Source organism: Peribacillus sp. JNUCC 23 (assembly GCF_053653995.1).
In genome coordinates, this window is sequence record NZ_CM132202.1 from 1,370,744 (window position 1) to 1,389,669 (window position 18,926).

Here is an 18,926-nt window from a genome sequence, read left to right on the forward strand (position 1 = left end):
GATTGCTGACTTGTAAAATCAAAACACAAATGGGGGTTAATTCATGAAGAAGCCATTGTCTATTTTTATGATGCTTATGTTGGTACTTGGTATACTTGCTGCATGTGGAGCTCCTGAACGAGAAACAGGAACAAAATCCACGAATGAAACTAAAGATAAAGATAAGGCAGCAGAGGAAGCAAAACCAGAAAAACTAATTGTATGGGAAGACATTGATAAAGCAGTAGCCCTTAAGCCAGCAATTGAATCATTTGAAAAAGAATACGGCATTAAAGTTGAGTTTCAAGAGTTGAATATGGCTGATAAAATGCGTGATCAATTGCGACTAGATGGACCAGCTGGAAACGCTCCAGATGTCGTGACATTGCCTCATGATCAAATTGGTCAAGTGGTAATAGAAGGTTTGATTCAAGAAATCAATGTATCAGATGATGTTCTTCAAACATTTACTGAATCATCTGTAAGCGCTCAAATGTATGATGGGAAATTATTTGGTCTGCCAAAAGCGACAGAAACACCTGTATTCATTTATAACAAAGCATTAATGAGTGAAGCGCCCAAAACGATGGATGAATTATATACTCAAGCAAAAGAGCTAACAAAAGGTGACCAATACGGATTCTTAGCGCTATGGGATAACTTCTACTTTGCACATGGTGTAATCGCAGGGATGGGCGGTTATGTATTTAATCAAACGGACAAAGGTCTAGATCCAAAAGATCTAGGTTTGAATAACATCGGTGCGATCAAAGGTGCAGAATACATCCAAAAATGGTACAAAGAAGGACTATTCCCTAAAGGAATCATTGGAGATAACGGCGGTTCAACGAAAGATGGTTTATTCAACCAAGGGAAAGTTGCCTCTGTAATGGATGGTCCTTGGGCATTCCAAGGAATGAAAGATGCTGGAATTGATATCGGTATCTCTGAGATACCTACACTCCCAAATGGTGAGCATATGAAAACATTCATGGGTGTTAAAGGGTGGAATGTAACAGCGTTTACGAAAAATCCATACTGGTCAACAAAATTAGTTGAATGGTTGACAAATGAAGAAAACGCGAAAATTCGGTTTGAATTAACACAAGAAATTCCACCGGTGAAAACATTGATTGAAGATCCGATTATTGCAGAAAATGAAGGTGCTAAAGCTGTGGCCGTTCAATCACAATACGCAGTTCCAATGCCTAATATTCCAGAAATGGCAGAGGTTTGGGAGCCAGCGGCTTCGGCCCTACAAACGATTGCAACAGGAAAGGCTGAACCGAAAGCAGCGATGGATGATGCAGTAAAAACAATCGAAACAAACATTACAACAAATCATCCTTCAAAATAACGGATGGAAAAAATAATAAATACAACTAAATAATAGGAAACGTATTAGGTCAGACCTCTACAGACTAAGTTAGCCTGTAGAGGCAGACCCTTATAGGTGATTGATTCGTTTTTGAACATCCTCTAATAGAATAGCTACCGGCATTAGGCCGTTTTTTAAACACTCATAAGGCAAGCGTTTGCACATTAAAGTAAGCAAAAAGTAAAACTTCTATCCGTGAGGGCTCTCGTGCCCTCATAAATGGGTAGTTAAACCGGTATGAAATTCTATGCTCCTATGAAAGGGAGGTTGATTAAGGTGGATGTTATAATTCCAGCAACTAAACACGGCAGAAATGCTGCACTATTATCCATCATTCCTGGATTTGGGCAGTTTTATAATAAACAATTTGTAAAAGGATTTATCTTCCTTATTCTAACAATCGCCTTTTTCGCCAGTTTCTTAGATACATTGAACTGGGGCTTTTGGGGGTTGTTCACATTAGGAACGATTGCTGGACTTGATCATTCGATTTTCTTGCTGATTGATGGAATTATTGCCTTAATTATTACGGTGATTGGTCTAGCTATCTATGTATTCAATATGTACGATGCGTATAGTACGGGAAAAAAACGCGACCTTGGATTAGCGACTTCTTCAGTAAAGGAACAATATCATAATTTACTAGATAGTGGCTTTCCTTATTTAATGGTTTCACCAGGTTTTCTGCTATTAATTTTTGTCGTTATTTTTCCATTACTATTCGTTATTTTATTATCATTTACCAACTACGATTTGTATCATTCACCACCAGCGAAGCTTGTAGACTGGGTCGGAATCCAAAACTATATCGAGATCTTTAAGCTGGATTTATGGCGTAAAACATTTTTCGGTGTACTTGGATGGACGCTTGTTTGGACATTTGTGGCAACAACACTTCAGGTAGCACTTGGTATTTTCCTAGCGATCCTTGTGAACCAAAAGGATTTAAAAGGAAAAGCAATTATTCGTACGGTCTTTATTTTACCTTGGGCAGTTCCGGCTTTTGTTTCGATCCTAATTTTCTCAGGAATGTTTAATGAATCATTCGGCGTTATTAATACAGGTATCCTTCATGCGTTTGGAATTGATCCGGTTCCTTGGATGACAGAAGAAAACTGGACTAGACTTGCATTGATCTTCATTCAAACATGGTTAGGTTTTCCGTTTATCTTCGCCATGACGACAGGTGTGCTTCAATCGATTCCAGATGAGTTATATGAAGCAGCAAATGTGGACGGAGCGACCATTTGGCAGAAATTCACCAAGATTACCTTGCCGATGATTTTATTTGCGACAGCACCGATCTTAATCACTCAATATACCTTCAACTTTAATAATTTTAACGTAATCTTCTTATTTAACGGTGGTGGTCCAGCAATTCCAGGCCAAAACGCCGGTGGTTCAGATATATTGATTTCTTGGATTTATAGTCTGACTATGACTTCTGCGCAATATGGGAAAGCGGCTGCCATTACAATGCTTCTTTCAATCGTTGTTGTGACAGTTGCCCTATGGCAATTTAAACGGTCAAAATCGTTTAAAGAGGAGGATATGAACTAATCATGAGTATGAAAAAAAACAAAATCATTCGCTTAACTATTTCGTACCTGATCATCCTTCTGATGTGTGTAGTCGTCATTTATCCATTGCTATGGGTTATTGGCTCTTCCTTTAACCCTGGTCAAAGTTTATCAGGTGCATCAATGTTCCCGAAAAATCCAACAACTGCACATTATACGTATTTATTTGACTCGGAAAAATCAAATTATATTAGTTGGTACATGAATTCTCTAAAGATTAGTATTATCACGATGATCTCGACAGTCATTTTAGTATCATTTACAGCGTATTCATTTTCTAGATATCGTTTTATTGGACGGAAAAATGGACTGCTTACATTTCTAGTTTTACAAATGATTCCTAACTTTTCTGCATTAATCGCAATTTTTGTATTAGCGAACCGCACAGGCTTAATCGATACGCATCTAGGATTAATTTTGATTTATGTCGGTGGTCAAATTCCGATGAACACATGGTTAATGAAAGGTTATTTAGATACGATCCCTAAAGAGCTTGATGAGTCTGCAAAAATGGACGGAGCAAGTCATATGAGAATATTCGTACAAATTATTATGCCTCTTGCTAAACCAATCATTGCAGTTGTTGCTTTGTTCGCATTTATTGCTCCATTCGGTGATTTTATCCTAGCGAGAATTATGCTACGGAGTAATGAGAAATTTACAATGGGGGTTGGGCTATATGAAATGGTAGCGAAACAATTCGGAAAAGAATTTACAACCTTTGCAGCTGGTTCAGTCTTAATCGCAATTCCGATTGCAATCTTATTCCTCTGTTTCCAAAAATACTTCGTTTCAGGTTTGACGGCAGGTGGCACGAAAGGCTAATCTTAAAGGCGTGAAGAAGTTACATAAGGGGGAAGCAGAAATGAGAAAAAAAGCATTTTCACTCATTTTGCTTTCGTTCTTACTTATTTACGCCCTACCCGCAGGTGCTGTTGAAAAGGAAGAACGAAAATGGCAGAATGAAATCGTTTATTCATTAATGATTGACCGTTTTAATAATGGGGATCCAAAAAATGACAAAGATGTGGATGTGAACGATCCACTTGCTTATCAAGGTGGTGATTTTGCCGGCATAACAGATAAACTTGACTATATTAAAGATATGGGATTTACAGCCATTATGCTGACGCCTGTTTTTGATAATGAAGATGGTGGCTACCACGGTTATTGGATCAATGATTTCTATAATACAGATGAGCATTTCGGGACCATTGATGAATTCAAGCAGCTTGTAGCAGAGGCTCATAAACGTGATATGAAAATTATCCTTGATTTTGTGGTCAATCATGTAGGACCGAATCACCCATGGGTAAACGATCCAGAAAAGAAGGATTGGTTCCATGAAAAGAAAGAAATCACAAACTGGAGTGATCAGAATGAAGTTGAAACAGGCTGGATATATGACCTCCCTGATTTAAATCAAGATTACCCAGAAACACGGAAGTATTTATTGGATGCTGCTAGATGGTGGATTCAAGAAACCGATATTGATGGATATCGCTTAGATACAGTCAAGCATGTGGATAAAGGTTTTTGGAGTGATTTTTCTAAAGTAGTCAAAGAAGAGAAGGAAGATTTCTATTTAGTTGGTGAGATTTGGCTGGATGATCCTACTGCTATTGCCAGCTATCAAGATACAGGCATTAATGGCTTTATGGACTTTCCACAAAATGCAAGTATGCGTGATGCTTTTTCTAAACCTGATCAATCATTGAATTTTCTATTCTCTGCACTGACCCGAAACGAAAAGATGTTCACCCACCCTGAATTGCTTGGGAAATTTATTGATAACCATGATATGACAAGGTTTACCCACGAAGTTGTTGCAAATAAGGAAAACCCGGAAACACGCTGGAAGCTTGCTTTAACGTATATGTATACAACACCGGGAATACCAATCATCTACTATGGTTCAGAAATAGCGATGAACGGTGGAAGTGATCCGGATAACAGACGACTTATGGGATTTAAGGCAGACCCTGTGTTAATTGATTATATTACGAAAATAAGTGAAATAAGGCAGCAACATCCGGCGCTAATGAAGGGTGACCTTGAAGTGCTTCATGCTAATGATAGTTCGGCTGTGTTTAAACGAACTTTTAAAGATGAAACGATTGTTGTCGTGATTAACAATTCATCGAAGTCACAAACGTTTGACCTAGACGCTGATAAATTTGGTAATGATAAGGAATTAAGAGGAGTGGTTGAGTATGATTTAGTACGCAATAATGATGGGAAATATTCGATTATTATTGATCGTGAAAAGGCTGAGATATATATGTTATCAGATAAATCAGGTCTGAATATTCCGTATATGGTTGCGATGGGAGCTGTCATTTTTGCATTTGTTATTTTCATTGTCTTCATTTTGAAAAGATCAAAGCGTAATCGATCTTTCAAATAGAAAATAGTAAATTGCCCTCCCTCGCATTCTATTTAAAGGCCAATCACAAGTATACTCTAAATTGGAAGTGGTACTTATAAAAATTTCAACTGAAACAAGCCGATACAATAAGAATCGGGAGGGGATTTAATGAAAAAGCAATGGTGGAAAGAGGCAGTTAGCTATCAGATTTATCCGAGAAGTTTTATGGATAGCAATGGCGATGGTATTGGGGATATTAAGGGGATTATTTCTAAGCTCGATTATCTTAAGGATCTGGGAATCGATGTGATTTGGATTTGTCCATTTTTCAAATCCCCCAATGCGGATAACGGCTATGATATTAGTGATTATCAAGATATATCCGGACAATTCGGTACGATGGAGGAATTCGACGAGTTGTTGGCAGAAATTCATGCACGTGGGATGAAATTAATCCTAGACTTAGTTCTTAATCATACAAGTGATGAGCACTCATGGTTTATCGAGTCAAGGTCTTCGAAAGATCATCCTAAACGTGATTGGTATATATGGAAAGAAGGCAAAGGGGATTCACCGCCAAATAATTGGGAAAGTATCTTCTCTGGAAGCTCTTGGGAATACGATCCTGTCACAGATGAATATTATTTGCATATTTTCGCAACGAAACAGCCTGATTTAAATTGGGAAAACCAAGAGGTTCGTTCGGCTTTGTATACAATGGTAAATTGGTGGCTTGATAAAGGGATTGATGGTTTCCGTGTTGACGCGATTAGTCATATAAAAAAACGGGAAGGATTCCCTGATATGCCTAACCCATACGGGCTTAATTATGTGCCGGCATTTGACATGCATACAAACCAAGAAGGGATTCAAGGTTTTCTCAAAGAATTAAAAGAAGAAACTTTTGCAAAATATGATATTATGACGGTCGGAGAAGCGAATGGGGTCGGAATTCACCAAGCCGATGATTGGGTAGGTGAACAAAATGGCAAGTTCGATATGATTTTCCAATTTGAGCACCTAGGTCTTTGGCGAAAAGGGATTGAAAAAGATGTTGATGTTGTCAATCTAAAGGAAACTCTTTCAAAATGGCAAACAAGTCTACATGAAAAAGGCTGGAATGCTTTGTTCTGGGAAAATCATGATCAGCCCAGAAGCGTGTCAAGCTGGGGGAATGATACCGAATATTGGAAGGAAAGTGCGAAAATGCTCGCAGCGTGTTATTTCTTCATGCAAGGAACACCGTTCATTTACCAAGGGCAGGAAATTGGCATGACAAATGTCCAATTTGAATCGATTCAGGATTATGATGATGTAGGTATGATCAACTTTTATAACATTGAAGTGGCTAAAGGCACTCCACATGATAACGTGATGGAAGTGATCTGGAACAGCGGAAGAGATAACTCAAGAACGCCGATGCAATGGAGTGATCATGAAAATGCTGGATTCACGGATGGAACCCCTTGGATGAAAGTAAATCCAAACTATGAAACGATAAACGTTGAACAACAGAAAAAAGATTCCGATTCGATTTATCATTTTTATAAAAAAATGATTCAGCTTAGAAAGAAGCATGAAGTGTTTGTGTATGGTGAATATAGACTACTTCTGAAGGAACATCCTGCTGTATATGCATATACCAGAACGTTAGAAAGTCAATCGGCGGTTGTACTTAGCAATTTCAAAAATGCGGAACAAACAATTAGCTTACCTGAAATCAAAGCCGAAGCATCGGAACTCCTGCTAGCGAATTATCCGGATGGTGCTGGAAGGCTGGCAAAAGAGGTTACCCTTCGTCCTTATGAAACAAGAGTGTACTTGTATTAAAAGAAACGGCGGAGCCGATTAATATGTATCGCTCCGCTTATTTTTTTAAATAAAAAATAGAAATAATGTAGATTCAAGGTGTATGATAGGTGCATAATTTTTTTTTGTTTTGTATAACAATACGAATGTAAGCGCTTAGAGAGGAGTAGGTGAATCATGGCAATTACAATAAAAGACGTTGCAAAATTGGCGAGTGTTGCTCCTTCGACAGTTTCGCGCGTCATCGCAAATAATCCTCGAATAAGCGAGAAAACAAAGGTTCGCGTCCGAGAAGCTATGGTAGAGTTAGGGTACCATCCAAATTTTATTGCACGAAGTCTTGCTAGTCAATCTACTCAAGTCATCGGTCTAGTTTTGCCGAGTTCATCCGATGTATTTTTTCAAAATCCATTTTTTTCAACGGTCCTTCGCGGATTAAGTGAGGGGGCTCATGAAAAGCAATATGCATTGCAAATGAGTACAGGAAAAACGGAAGAACAAATTTATCAGGATGTTGTCAACATGGTTCAAGGAGGAAGGGTAGATGGCATTATTCTGCTTTATTCCCGAATAGATGATAAAATCTTAAAATATTTGCGTGATCGTCAATTTCCGTTTGTCGTCATTGGCAGACCATACGAGTGGGAAGAAGAAATTACTCATGTGGATAATGATAATTACCGGGCTTCACGGGAAGCAACGGAATATTTAATAAGACTAGGCCACGATAAGATTAGTTTTATCGGTGGTAATATAAACCTAGTTATGACAATGGAGCGCCTGCAAGGATATCAAGAGGCTCTAAAAGGAGCAGGTATTCCAATTGTTCCTCAATATATTAGACACGATGAATTCTTGCTTGAACGTGGTCAAGAGGCAATCCAGGGATTACTATTGCTAGAAACTCCGCCAACCGCTCTACTTGTAACAGATGAATTGATGGCAATAGGTGTTGTTAACATGTTAACGAAACTAAAAGTAGCCGTACCAGAGAATATGTCCATAGTTAGTTTTAATAACGTCTTTTTTTCTGAATTAGCTAGACCGCAATTGACTTCAATTGATATTAATATTTTTGACTTAGGCTACCAGGCAGCGAAAAGTTTAATACAACTGCTTCTAAATCCTAAAGAACCAGTGAAACGAATTATCGTTCCTCATCAGCTGATTGAACGGGTTTCCTGTATAAACATATAAAACCTATTAACATGAAGGATCGATCATGAATTACGCTACATTCGCTAAAATCACAATGGCGGCGGTGCGGAGCCAAAATTTCGGAAGCTTTCTTGATCATATAAGTTTAGCTGCTAAGTAGCGGGCTTACTAGTAAGTCGCGAAGCCCCGTCCCCATGTCCTTCAAACGGGAGGTCTCAAGTCAGACATCGCAATAATTACATACAAGATAGATTAGTGTAAAAATAAAATTTGCTGTATGTTAAAACGACGTCAGACCGTTTGAGACATCCCTTTTATTCATCCATTTATAACAGTTCCGCCATTTACATGTATCGTTTGCCCACTAATATAGCTTGCATCATCACTTGCTAGGAACACATAGGCACCTGCAAGCTCTTTGGGCTGTCCAGCTCTGCCCATTGGGGTATCCGCTCCAAATTTGGCTACATCTTTTTCATTGAATGATGCAGGAATTAAAGGTGTCCAAATCGGACCCGGAGCTACATTATTAACACGAATTCCATCTTTCGAAATGGAATTGGATAGTGCTCTAGTAAAGGAAACAATAGCTCCTTTTGTAGAAGAGTAATCAATCAATTTGGGATTCCCTTCGTACGCAGTGATGGAAGCTGTATTGATAATGCTACTGCCTCTCTTTAAATGTGGCATTGCTGCTTTTGTGAGATGAAACATAGAGAAGATATTCGTTCTGAATGTTTTCTCAAGTTGCTCAGCTGTAATATCAAGAAAGTTTTCCTGGACATGCTGCTCGCCAGCATTATTTACGAGGATATCCAATGCACCGAACTCTCCAATTGTTTGCTCAATAACTCCTTTACAAAAAGATTCATCCCCTACATCTCCTGAAAGCAGAAGACATTTCTGTCCTTCCTTTTCTACAAGCTCCTTTGTCGTTTCTGCATCACTTTGTTCCTCTAGATAAACAATCACAACATTTGCGCCTTCTTTTGCATAGTAAATCGCGACTGATTTACCAATTCCACTATCACCACCTGTAATAATCGCTGTTTTTCCTTGTAATTTACCGCTTCCTTGATACTTTGAACAGACGGATTCTGGCTTTGGGTGCATTTCTGATTCAACACCAGGTTGATGATTTTGATGCTGTGGTGGAAATGTTTGCTTATTCTGCTTGTCCTTGTTTTCCATATAGAAACCTCCTATTTCGTAATATCTACATCATTCATATTCCTTCGAATTGAAAAATAAAAACGTGGGAAAATATGGGGTAAGTATGAAAACTAAGGTAGGGAAGGCTTACGAGGAAATAAAGAGGAAGATGCCAAAAAAGAAAGGGGGAGAACCCGCATCTACTACATATCCTTTCGATAATGTGTAAATGATACGATAAACGGTGTATAGGTGTGAGGACTTACCCTTTTGTGACGTACTCTTATTATTCTACTTTGTTAAAATCGCACATTTTCTTTAATTACAGCCATTCTGAGAACTACCGCTTATCTAAGAAAAAAAGAAGCCTAGGAAGTCAAAGTACGGACTTCCTAGGCTTCTTTTTCACATTAGCGATAATTCATAAATTGTACCTCAATTGATAAGTCTGCGCCACGTATGGCAGAGATAATGCCTTGGAGATCATCGCGGTTCTTACCAGTTACACGAATTTGATCATCTTGAATTTGGCTTTTCACTTTAAGACCACTATTTTTAATAATGGTATTGATTTTCTTGGCATGCTCTTTATCAATCCCTTGAATCAGCTTTGCACGCTGACGAACGGTACCACCTGAAGCCCCTTCGATTTTGCCGTAATCCAGGTTTTTGATGGGGACATTACGTTTTACCAATTTGCTGATCAATACGTCTTTTAGCTGATCAAGCTTGTATTCATCATCGGAAACTAAAACAAGCTCTTCCTTGTCAAGTGTAATCGTGCTAGAGCTTCCTTTAAAATCATAGCGAGTTTGAATTTCTTTCATTGCCATTGTTACAGCATTTGTTACTTCTGAAAAATCAACTTGTGAAACAATATCAAATGAACTATCTTTAGCCATTTTTACCTCCCGGAGTACATTGATTTCTATATATTATAGTGAATGTGGCTATGTAACACAACTGAAATGCATGCATGTAGTTGTGTTACATAGATAAAAGGAAACAAATTATGATGACGTTTCTGGTAATTTATTTAAGAAAAATAATGCAATTGTTCCTGGTCCGGCATGAGAACCAATAACTGCCCCTATCGAATTAATTACAAAACTTTCTGTTCCAAATTCTTCTTGTATAGCTTGCTTCCATTCGAGTGCAGTCTCTTCATTATCCGCATGGCTGATTGCGATGGTTTGTTTGTCTAAATTTACCCCACGTTCATGCATAATTTCAATAACACGTTTCAATAATTTTTTATTACCACGAATTTTTTCAAGGGGAATCAGCTTACCATCTTCAACATGAAGCAGTGGCTTAATATTTAAAAGACCACCGACTATCGCAGAAGCTTTTGAAATTCGCCCGCCGCGCGCAAGGTATTCAAGATTGTCGACTGTAAATAAATGCTCCATATGTTGGGCTTGGAACGTGATATTCGCTACTAATTCTTCCTTTGAAGCACCACCATTAGCAGCATTGACCGCAGATTTCACGACAAGTCCATACCCTAGGGAGGCACATTTTGTATCGATAATCTCTAAATCAAGATCTGAAAAATCTTCTTTTACTTGATTTCGGGCCATTACGGCTGTTTGGTATGTACCTGATAACTCAGATGAAAAGGCAATATAAATCCCTTGCTTTTTTTCTTTAGCCAACTCCGTAAATATTTCAAACAAATCTTCGGGAGAAGCTTGAGAGGTTTTAGGCGATTTTCCGTTACGCATGGCTTCATAGACTATATTTGGCTCGATCGTTTGTAGATCTTGATAATTTTGTCCATCAAGCAGAACTTGTAACGGAATAAAACGAAGGTTGTTTTCTTTATAGTAAGACAGTGGCAAGTCGCTTGCACTGTCAGCTAGGATGGTGATTGTCATAATTACACCTGCTTTCTAGACTTGAATATATACGACTAATAATAGTGTAGCATGTCAATGAAAAAAAACAATCCACTTAAGCATGGAATAACAGCTAAAGGGTAGTAGGATACTATAGGTAAAGATTGGGGGCAAAATATGTATCTTTTAGAAGGTAAGAAAATCATTATTGTTATTATCGGTGCACTTTTTAATGCGATCGCTATGAATCTGTTCCTGATACCCGCCAATATTTATGCAAGCGGGTTTACTGGAGTTGCTCAACTAATATCCACATTACTTAGAACGTATGCACCGTTTACCATTTCAACAGGAATTATTTTATTTATTTTAAACGTTCCGATTACGATCATTGCATGGAAAAAAATCGGTCGCGCATTTACTGTATATAGCTTTATCAGTGTCGGATTAATGACTGTATTTATGGAGGTAATTCCTGTTTACAAAATGTCGCCTGATATATTATTAAATGCAGTATTTGGTGGAGTTATAGCGGCAGTTGGGGTTGGAATTACACTGAAATTTGGGGCATCGACTGGAGGGATGGATATCATCGCTATGCTCCTTTCCCGTGTAAAGGATAAGCCGGTGGGTACGTACTTATTTCTACTAAATGGAGTGATTATCGTCACTGCTGGAGCGATTTATGGACCAGAAAAGGCGCTTTATACGCTTGTCACTCTCTACACTTCAACAAGAGTCATTGATGCTATCCACACACGTCATGAGAAGCTTACGGCGATGATCATAACGAAGAAGGGGAATGAGCTTAAGAATGCCATTCACTCAAAGCTTGTCCGTGGCCTAACCACAGTTCCAGTAAAAGGGGGATATACAAATGAAAACAAAGAAATGATATTGATCGTGGTTACCCGGTATGAGCAATATGATTTAGAAAAAATCATCAATGAAGTGGATCCTGAAGCGTTTACGAACATTCTACAGACAACGGGCATAGTAGGGTTGTTTCGAAAGGAATAAAAAAGAGTCAGACCCCACAACTCCTATATACAGTTCAATTAAGGTGTGTGTAACTTGATAAACTGTATATAGAGTGTGGTGTCAGACCCTTTAAGGATTTAAAATAAGCAAAAATCTCAGACCTAGTTTTAGCTTCTAGTTCTTTGGTGCTTGTCCTTTGCTTATTTTGACTCTAGCTTATTCTGTAGCTCTCGCAACTGAACTTGTTCTGCTTCAGTTGAATTGGCGTAAGCAGAAGAAAGTGCATTTTTGGCGATCGCCATTGTTTCCTCTTGGTTATGATCTCCATTTCCTGCTTCTTCGACAAATTTTCTAGCTTGCTGAAATAATTTGTTTGCCATTATAATCCACCATAGCTTTGTTCAGACATAAGTTGAGTTCTTTTTTCTTCAGCTTCAGCGTACGTAGAATGATAAGGGATTCGTTCAGCATGCTGCAAGACCGTATTCTTCCCTTGCTGTACAAAACGTTTGGCTTTGCTACTTTTACCCATTCTTATCGCCTCCGTATTCTAAAGCGTCTGGAGATTGGTTTAGAAGGATTTGTCTCCTTCTTAATCAACCTCACTACTAGTTTGGCTTACTCAGCTAGAATTAAAAGCGGGAATAAATAGAAAATTTCATATGAGTTACTTAAAACTTCAAATTGAACTTATCCTCAAGGAAAACAGCGATTCCATCTTCTTCATTGGTTAGTGTGGTGGCATTGGCAATTGTTTTCAATTCGTTAATGGCATTGCCCATTGCCACACCAGTCCCAGCATATTTAATCATCTCGAAATCATTGTCTTCATCACCGAAAGCAATGATCCGATCCTTTGGTATATCTAAAGATTTGGAAACACGGTCAAGACCAACCGCCTTATTTAATCCGGTTCGGACAATTTCAATTACATGGAATGGGTCTGCCCAGCGGCGATGGTCGATAACCTCAGCATGAATATCAGACAAATGTTTTCTGATATCATCTACATATTGTTGCTCAGTATGGATTAACATACTTGTGGGAGGTGCGTTAAGAAAATTACGCAAATCACCAGTCGTGATATTCGTACTCCCCATTTGCAAGAGATCAATTAGTTTTTCATCATGATAATGAAAGAACACATCATCACGTACTTCAGCAATAATGTTATGATAAGTAAAATTCTGAACAGCTTCTACGATATCTTTCGCAACTTCAATATCAAGTGGTGAGTGAAAAGCTCCCCAAGCATTGTTTTTAGGATGGTGTACGAATGCTCCGTTGAAATTTACGATTGGGGTGTTTAAATCGAGCTCACGATAATATGGTTCACTGGAACGGTAGGGTCTGCCTGTTGCAATCATAACCTCATGACCGTCATCTTTTAACTTTGCTAATGTTCTTTTTGTCCGATTGGAGATGTTTTTTTCATTTGTAAGTAATGTACCATCAAGGTCTAAGACAATCAGATGTTTTTCAGTCATTTAGTCACCTTCTATTTCTATTTTTTTTTGGATATGCTACTAATATTACCCTTATTTGTAAGCAATGTTAAATCTTTTTAATTTTCTTATTGTTCCTGTATAGTGAAGAGTAATCTTGAAATAACTTATGCTAAAAAGTATTTGCTTAATTAATGGGCATAAGTTTGATAAGATGTAGGTATCGATGCAGATAAAGGAGTGAATAGAAATGGACCAAGATTTAAAAGATAATTTAATGGGTGCATTAGAACAGGTCATTGATCCTGAACTTGGAGTAGATATAGTGAATTTAGGTCTCGTATATGATGTTGATATGGACGAAAACGGGATGGCTACTGTTACAATGACGCTAACAGCTATGGGTTGCCCACTCGCTGGAACGATTGTGGATAATGTAAAATATGTCCTAGAAGATATTCCGGAAGTGAAGGACTCAGACGTAAACATTGTTTGGAGTCCACCTTGGTCAAAAGACCGTATGTCAAGATATGCGAAAATCGCATTAGGTATTAAATAAATATTTAAGCTAGAAGGAAAGTAAAGCCGTCAGTCAATCTGGCGGCTTTATTTCGTGAGGTCTCGGTGTATTATCGAAGAATTTTCCAATAAGACATCCATAAGAGATTGCTCTAAACCCCAGCGATAAAAAAGGTTCAGGTTCTAAAAGCCATATCACTTTATGAAGGTGGCGGTGCGGAGCCGAATTATCGGATGCTTTCTCGATCATATAAGTATACCCGCTAAGTAGAGTCGCTATATATGTAAGTCGCGAAGCCCCGTCCCCATGTCCTCCATACAAAAATACCAATATTTAAAAATAGTTTAAAAAATTCGCTCATTTTATAAAAATACATTTGATTTTATTTTTATTCAGTCATATAATACTATTATTATAGAATCGTAGGGAAGAATACAATGGAGATGATAAACTTGAACGTTTCAATTGTTGGTGCTACAGGCTATGGCGGATTAGAACTTATTCGTCTTTTGAAAAATCATCCAAACATGAAAATTGCCTCTTTGCATACATCATCTAAATTTGATAGGAAAATAAGTGAAAGTTATACACATTTATTGCATGAAGATTTTGTGTTAGAAGAAATTAATCCTGAAAAAATTGCCGATAAATCCGATATTGTTTTTCTAGCTACACCATCAGGAGTCTCAGCAGAACTTGTCTCCGCTTTTTCTCAGGTGAATGTTAAGGTTATTGATTTATCCGGTGACTTACGCTTAAAAACACCAGGTGAATATGAAAAATGGTATAAAAAAACAGCTGCACCGCAGAAAATCATTGATTCAGCTGTGTACGGTCTTACGGAATGGAATGCCCAGCACATTAAAGAAGCAAACGTGATCGCAAATCCGGGCTGTTATCCAACTGCAACATTACTTGGCCTAGCGCCATTATTTACAGAAGGCTTAGTTGCGGGAGATGTCATTGTTGATGCAAAATCAGGCGTATCTGGAGCAGGAAAGTCACCATCAGATATGACCCATTTTAGCGATATGAATGAAAATTTCAAAATATATAAAGTACATGAGCATCAGCATATCCCGGAAATTGAACAGCAGCTATCTGCGTGGTCACAGAAAATAGAGCCCATTACCTTTACGACGCATCTTGTCCCAATGACGCGAGGAATCATGGCGACCATGTATGTAAAGGTAAACAAACGAATTTCTACACAAGAGCTTTATGATCTATATCAAACGAATTACAATTCACATCCTTTCGTAAGAATCCAAAGATCTGGTCAGTTCCCGGTCACGAAACAAGTATATGGCTCTAATTTCTGCGATATCGGGATGGCGTATGATGAACGAACAGGAAAAGTAACGATTGTCTCGGTTATTGACAACCTTGTGAAAGGTGCAGCCGGGCAAGCGATTCAAAATGCAAATATTATGATGGGCTTGGAAGAAACAGCAGGTTTATCCACGATACCCATTTATCCATAACTATTCGGAGGTTAATTATGAAAACACTGCAGCGTGTTGCATCTATAAAGGAAATCGAACAAGGAAGTATCGTTACACCACAGGGGTTTAAAACAGCAGGTGTTCACGCTGGATTACGCTATGCGAAGAAAGATCTTGGGATCATCTTATCGGATATTCCTGCGTCAGTTGCGGCTGTTTACACACAAAGTATGATCCAAGCAGCTCCCCTTGAAGTGACAAAGCAAAGCATTCAAGAGGAAGGGAAGGTCCAAGGAATCATTGTTAATAGCGCTTGCGCCAATGCCTGCACTGGCAAACAAGGACTAAAAGACGCCTATGAAATGAGGGATCTGGCTGCTTCGAAATTCGAATTACCATCACATTATCTTGCGGTTGCTTCAACAGGTGTTATTGGTGAATACATGAAAATGGATAAAATTAAGCGTGGGATTGAACTGTTAGAACCATCATCCGCGGATAAGGATGCTATAGATTTCGAACAAGCAATCTTAACAACAGATACCGTAACGAAGAATTGTGCGTACTCAGTCGAAATAGATGGGGTAACGGTTACGATGGGTGGAGCAGCGAAAGGATCGGGAATGATTCACCCGAATATGGCTACGATGCTCGGATTTATTACGACAGATGCAGCCATTGAGTCTAGCGATTTACAGCTTGCACTTTCAGCCATAACTGATCAGACGTTTAATCAAATTACAGTAGATGGCGATACATCAACAAATGATATGGTACTTGTTTTAGCAAATGGTAAAGCGGGGAATCAAGCGTTATCACCAACACATCCTGAGTGGGATACATTTATTCAATTATTGAAACAAACGAGTGAAAGCTTGGCAAAGCAAATCGCCAAAGACGGCGAAGGTGCAACCAAACTAATCGAGTGCAATGTTTTTGGAATGGGTACAAAACGCGCGGCACAAATCATTGCCAAAACAATCATTGGTTCTAATTTAGTTAAAACAGCAGCATACGGAGCAGATGCGAACTGGGGAAGAATTATTGCCGCAATGGGACGCAGTGGAATCGATTTTAACCCGCAACAAGTCACAATTGCTTTCGGAGATCTCGTTGTATTAGAAGACGGTGAACCAGTTGATTTTTCTGAAGAAACCGCTAAAGCTTATTTGGAGCAAGATTTACTCGTGATAAATGTTACGCTTAAAGAAGGATCTGAAACAGGAACAGCATGGGGCTGCGACTTAACTTATGATTATGTGAAAATCAATGCGAGTTATCGATCCTAAGGAGTGTGCAGAATGAAAACCTTAGTTATTAAATGCGGCGGTAGTATTATTGATGAACTGTCAGAAACTTTTTTTGAAAGCATAAAAGAACTGCAAAGCCGTGGCTGGCGAATGGTCTTTGTTCATGGTGGCGGTCCGGATATTAACGCCATGCTTGAACAAAGCAATATCACACCAATCTTTGAAAATGGACTACGTAAGACAACAGCTGAGGTCATGGAAATTGTTGAATTGATGCTTTCAGGTAAATCGAACAGAAGCCTTGTTCATAAGCTTGAATCACATGATATTAAAGCGATTGGCTTAAATGGCTCTGATGGCAAGATGTTGATTGGGAGCTATATTGATGAATCGGCTTTGGGCGCTGTTGGCGAGATTGAGAAAATTGATACAGATCTATTGGAAGTGCTTCTTCAAAAAGGAATATGTCCTGTGCTAACTCCCATCTCAATTACGGAATCAGGACAGAAGCTGAACGTGAATGCTGATATGGCAGCAGGTGCGGTGGCAAAAGCACTTGGTGCACAAATGTGTTTATTTGTTACTGATGTTAAGGGAGTTCTAAAAGAAGGCAGCTTACTCTCACAGCTTACAGCAAGGGAAACGAAAGAAATGATTAAAGAAGGTACCATTTATGGCGGAATGATACCTAAGGTGACCACTGCGCTTTCCGTTTTGGAAAAAAATATACCAGAAGTGATGATTGTCAGCGGAAAGTCTTGTTTCTATGACAATAATGATTTTATTGGCACGAAATTTGTTACACAGGAAGGGGTATATCAATGAGTTCATTATTTCCAACCTATGAAAGATGGCAGATTGAACCAGATCAGGCGTTAGGATCTTGGTTAACAAGCAAGGATGGTAAGAAATATTTGGATTATACGTCTGGAATTGGCGTGTTGAATCTGGGACATTGTCATGAAAAAGTAAAAACAGCCGTTGAAAAACAATTAGCTTCATTTTGGCACACATCGAATATGTTCGAAAATTCAAAGCAGGAAAAAACCGCTTCACTCATTACGGAGGCATCTGGTCTAGGGTCTGTCTTCTTTTGTAACAGTGGTGCCGAAGCAAATGAAGCTGCGATAAAACTCGCACGGAAAGCATCAGGGAAAAATAAAATCATTACTTGCATTCAATCATTTCACGGGCGTACTTTTGCGACGATGGCAGCAACAGGGCAGGAAAAGGTCAAAGTTGGTTTTGGGAAAATGCTTGAAGAGTTTACCTATATTCCATTCAATGATGTAGATGCATTGGTAAACAGTGTGGATGCAGACACTGCTGCAATTATGATTGAAATCGTTCAAGGCGAAGGCGGGATTCATAAAATTGAACAGGAATTCCTGGATGCAATAAAATCTGTAAGTGAAAAATTCGACATCTTATTAATTATCGATGAAATTCAAACGGGAATTGGCCGTACTGGTAAGCCATTTGCTTTTCAACACTATCAGATTGATCCGGATATTATTACAATTGCTAAAGGGCTAGGAAATGGCCTTCCTATCGGCGCAATGGTAGGAAAGAAAGAGCTTGCCAAGTACTTTGGACCAGGTAGCCATGGATCGACGTTTGGCGGAAACCCAGTCAGTATCGCAGCAGCAGAAGCGACGGTTCAAGAAGTGTTCAAAGAGGACTTTCTTTTAGGAGTAGTTGAAAAAGGAAACTATCTTTTCGATCAATTGAACGAAAAACTAAAGGATTTAGAAAACGTGAAAGAGATACGCGGGATGGGGCTGATGATTGGGATTGAATTAGTGAATGCTGGTCAACCGATTTTACTAGAACTTCAAAAGCAAGGGATACTTGTCTTGACAGCAGGTCCAAATGTAATAAGGCTACTACCGCCATTAACAACGAATAAACATGAATTGGATATATGCATTGAAAAGATTGCAAATGTAATAGGAAGTAAGCAGCCAGTCTAAAAATGACTGTATTTTTTACAAATCGAATGAATAAAAATACTTTATGT

18 protein-coding genes are annotated in these 18,926 nt (G+C 38.6%); 12 read left to right on the top strand and 6 right to left on the bottom strand.

Annotation, left to right across the window (positions count from 1 at the left end):
- The first annotated feature begins 43 nt into the window (after positions 1-43).
- The 6 genes from JNUCC23_RS06565 to JNUCC23_RS06590 all read left to right on the top strand — a co-directional run bounded on the left by JNUCC23_RS06565 (position 44) and on the right by JNUCC23_RS06590 (position 8,311).
- A complete protein-coding gene (locus tag JNUCC23_RS06565) occupies positions 44-1,336 on the top strand; it encodes an extracellular solute-binding protein (RefSeq protein WP_454214903.1) in 1,293 nt (430 codons plus the stop codon).
- 297 nt (positions 1,337-1,633) lie between these two features.
- A complete protein-coding gene (locus JNUCC23_RS06570; protein ID WP_403072710.1) occupies positions 1,634-2,917 on the top strand; it encodes a carbohydrate ABC transporter permease in 1,284 nt (427 codons plus the stop codon).
- 2 nt (positions 2,918-2,919) lie between these two features.
- A complete protein-coding gene (locus JNUCC23_RS06575) occupies positions 2,920-3,762 on the top strand; it encodes a sugar ABC transporter permease (protein WP_403072713.1) in 843 nt (280 codons plus the stop codon).
- A 40-nt stretch (positions 3,763-3,802) separates the two neighbouring features.
- Entirely contained in the window at positions 3,803-5,344 is a 1,542-nt protein-coding gene (locus JNUCC23_RS06580) for an alpha-amylase family glycosyl hydrolase (RefSeq protein WP_403072716.1), read from the top strand.
- Positions 5,345-5,473: 129 nt separating this feature from the next.
- On the top strand, positions 5,474-7,135 hold the full coding sequence (locus tag JNUCC23_RS06585) for a glycoside hydrolase family 13 protein (RefSeq protein WP_454214906.1): 1,662 nt from the start codon (positions 5,474-5,476) through the stop codon (positions 7,133-7,135).
- Positions 7,136-7,291: 156 nt separating this feature from the next.
- Positions 7,292-8,311 (top strand): LacI family DNA-binding transcriptional regulator, encoded by a 1,020-nt coding sequence (locus tag JNUCC23_RS06590; RefSeq protein ID WP_403072722.1) that lies wholly within the window; start codon positions 7,292-7,294, stop codon positions 8,309-8,311.
- Positions 8,312-8,590: 279 nt separating this feature from the next.
- Here JNUCC23_RS06590 and JNUCC23_RS06595 read toward each other — a convergent pair whose 3' ends face one another.
- The 3 genes from JNUCC23_RS06595 to JNUCC23_RS06605 all read right to left on the bottom strand — a co-directional run bounded on the left by JNUCC23_RS06595 (position 8,591) and on the right by JNUCC23_RS06605 (position 11,304).
- Positions 8,591-9,463, bottom strand: a complete 873-nt coding sequence (locus JNUCC23_RS06595; protein WP_454214908.1) for an SDR family oxidoreductase — start codon at positions 9,461-9,463, stop codon at positions 8,591-8,593.
- Positions 9,464-9,834: 371 nt separating this feature from the next.
- Positions 9,835-10,326 carry a YajQ family cyclic di-GMP-binding protein gene (locus JNUCC23_RS06600; protein WP_062182159.1) on the bottom strand — a complete coding sequence of 164 codons (492 nt, stop codon included), beginning with the start codon at positions 10,324-10,326 and terminating at the stop codon, positions 9,835-9,837.
- A gap of 108 nt (positions 10,327-10,434) precedes the next feature.
- Positions 10,435-11,304 carry a DegV family protein gene (locus tag JNUCC23_RS06605; RefSeq protein WP_454214910.1) on the bottom strand — a complete coding sequence of 290 codons (870 nt, stop codon included), beginning with the start codon at positions 11,302-11,304 and terminating at the stop codon, positions 10,435-10,437.
- A 138-nt stretch (positions 11,305-11,442) separates the two neighbouring features.
- Here JNUCC23_RS06605 and JNUCC23_RS06610 point away from each other — a divergent pair, with 138 nt between their 5' ends.
- The gene (locus JNUCC23_RS06610) at positions 11,443-12,285 is read left to right on the top strand and encodes a YitT family protein (protein ID WP_062182153.1); all 843 of its coding nucleotides are present in this window, start codon (positions 11,443-11,445) and stop codon (positions 12,283-12,285) included.
- Positions 12,286-12,446: 161 nt separating this feature from the next.
- On the opposite strand, the gene JNUCC23_RS06615 is transcribed toward JNUCC23_RS06610, so the two are convergent.
- The 3 genes from JNUCC23_RS06615 to JNUCC23_RS06625 all read right to left on the bottom strand — a co-directional run bounded on the left by JNUCC23_RS06615 (position 12,447) and on the right by JNUCC23_RS06625 (position 13,733).
- On the bottom strand, positions 12,447-12,626 hold the full coding sequence (locus JNUCC23_RS06615; RefSeq protein ID WP_062182150.1) for a DUF3813 domain-containing protein: 180 nt from the start codon (positions 12,624-12,626) through the stop codon (positions 12,447-12,449).
- Positions 12,626-12,778: a hypothetical protein gene (locus tag JNUCC23_RS06620; RefSeq protein ID WP_403072736.1), complete on the bottom strand. Its 153-nt coding sequence runs from the start codon at positions 12,776-12,778 to the stop codon at positions 12,626-12,628. The genes JNUCC23_RS06615 and JNUCC23_RS06620 overlap by 1 nt, the downstream gene beginning before the upstream one ends.
- A gap of 139 nt (positions 12,779-12,917) precedes the next feature.
- A complete protein-coding gene (locus JNUCC23_RS06625) occupies positions 12,918-13,733 on the bottom strand; it encodes a Cof-type HAD-IIB family hydrolase (protein WP_454214913.1) in 816 nt (271 codons plus the stop codon).
- A 208-nt stretch (positions 13,734-13,941) separates the two neighbouring features.
- On the opposite strand from JNUCC23_RS06625, the gene JNUCC23_RS06630 reads away from it, so the two are divergent.
- The 5 genes from JNUCC23_RS06630 to JNUCC23_RS06650 all read left to right on the top strand — a co-directional run bounded on the left by JNUCC23_RS06630 (position 13,942) and on the right by JNUCC23_RS06650 (position 18,879).
- The gene (locus JNUCC23_RS06630; RefSeq protein WP_062182145.1) at positions 13,942-14,250 is read left to right on the top strand and encodes a metal-sulfur cluster assembly factor; all 309 of its coding nucleotides are present in this window, start codon (positions 13,942-13,944) and stop codon (positions 14,248-14,250) included.
- 413 nt (positions 14,251-14,663) lie between these two features.
- Positions 14,664-15,695, top strand: a complete 1,032-nt coding sequence (gene argC, locus JNUCC23_RS06635; protein ID WP_454214916.1) for an N-acetyl-gamma-glutamyl-phosphate reductase — start codon at positions 14,664-14,666, stop codon at positions 15,693-15,695.
- 17 nt (positions 15,696-15,712) lie between these two features.
- On the top strand, positions 15,713-16,945 hold the full coding sequence (argJ, locus tag JNUCC23_RS06640; protein ID WP_454214918.1) for a bifunctional ornithine acetyltransferase/N-acetylglutamate synthase: 1,233 nt from the start codon (positions 15,713-15,715) through the stop codon (positions 16,943-16,945).
- Between the two features lie 12 nt (positions 16,946-16,957).
- Positions 16,958-17,731 (top strand): acetylglutamate kinase, encoded by a 774-nt coding sequence (gene argB / locus JNUCC23_RS06645; RefSeq protein ID WP_403072748.1) that lies wholly within the window; start codon positions 16,958-16,960, stop codon positions 17,729-17,731.
- Positions 17,728-18,879, top strand: a complete 1,152-nt coding sequence (locus JNUCC23_RS06650) for an acetylornithine transaminase (RefSeq protein WP_403072751.1) — start codon at positions 17,728-17,730, stop codon at positions 18,877-18,879. The genes argB and JNUCC23_RS06650 overlap by 4 nt, the downstream gene beginning before the upstream one ends.
- Positions 18,880-18,926: the final 47 nt, after the last annotated feature.

Coding starts and splice junctions, on each gene's coding strand:
- JNUCC23_RS06565 (WP_454214903.1), top strand. CDS start 44: ATGAAGAAGCCATTGTCTATTTTTATGATGCTTATGTTGGTACTTGGT.
- JNUCC23_RS06575 (WP_403072713.1), top strand. CDS start 2,920: ATGAGTATGAAAAAAAACAAAATCATTCGCTTAACTATTTCGTACCTG.
- JNUCC23_RS06580 (WP_403072716.1), top strand. CDS start 3,803: ATGAGAAAAAAAGCATTTTCACTCATTTTGCTTTCGTTCTTACTTATT.
- JNUCC23_RS06585 (WP_454214906.1), top strand. CDS start 5,474: ATGAAAAAGCAATGGTGGAAAGAGGCAGTTAGCTATCAGATTTATCCG.
- JNUCC23_RS06590 (WP_403072722.1), top strand. CDS start 7,292: ATGGCAATTACAATAAAAGACGTTGCAAAATTGGCGAGTGTTGCTCCT.
- JNUCC23_RS06595 (WP_454214908.1), bottom strand. CDS start 9,463: ATGGAAAACAAGGACAAGCAGAATAAGCAAACATTTCCACCACAGCAT.
- JNUCC23_RS06600 (WP_062182159.1), bottom strand. CDS start 10,326: ATGGCTAAAGATAGTTCATTTGATATTGTTTCACAAGTTGATTTTTCA.
- JNUCC23_RS06605 (WP_454214910.1), bottom strand. CDS start 11,304: ATGACAATCACCATCCTAGCTGACAGTGCAAGCGACTTGCCACTGTCT.
- JNUCC23_RS06610 (WP_062182153.1), top strand. CDS start 11,443: ATGTATCTTTTAGAAGGTAAGAAAATCATTATTGTTATTATCGGTGCA.
- JNUCC23_RS06615 (WP_062182150.1), bottom strand. CDS start 12,626: ATGGCAAACAAATTATTTCAGCAAGCTAGAAAATTTGTCGAAGAAGCA.
- JNUCC23_RS06620 (WP_403072736.1), bottom strand. CDS start 12,778: ATGGGTAAAAGTAGCAAAGCCAAACGTTTTGTACAGCAAGGGAAGAAT.
- JNUCC23_RS06625 (WP_454214913.1), bottom strand. CDS start 13,733: ATGACTGAAAAACATCTGATTGTCTTAGACCTTGATGGTACATTACTT.
- JNUCC23_RS06630 (WP_062182145.1), top strand. CDS start 13,942: ATGGACCAAGATTTAAAAGATAATTTAATGGGTGCATTAGAACAGGTC.
- argJ (WP_454214918.1), top strand. CDS start 15,713: ATGAAAACACTGCAGCGTGTTGCATCTATAAAGGAAATCGAACAAGGA.
- argB (WP_403072748.1), top strand. CDS start 16,958: ATGAAAACCTTAGTTATTAAATGCGGCGGTAGTATTATTGATGAACTG.
- JNUCC23_RS06650 (WP_403072751.1), top strand. CDS start 17,728: ATGAGTTCATTATTTCCAACCTATGAAAGATGGCAGATTGAACCAGAT.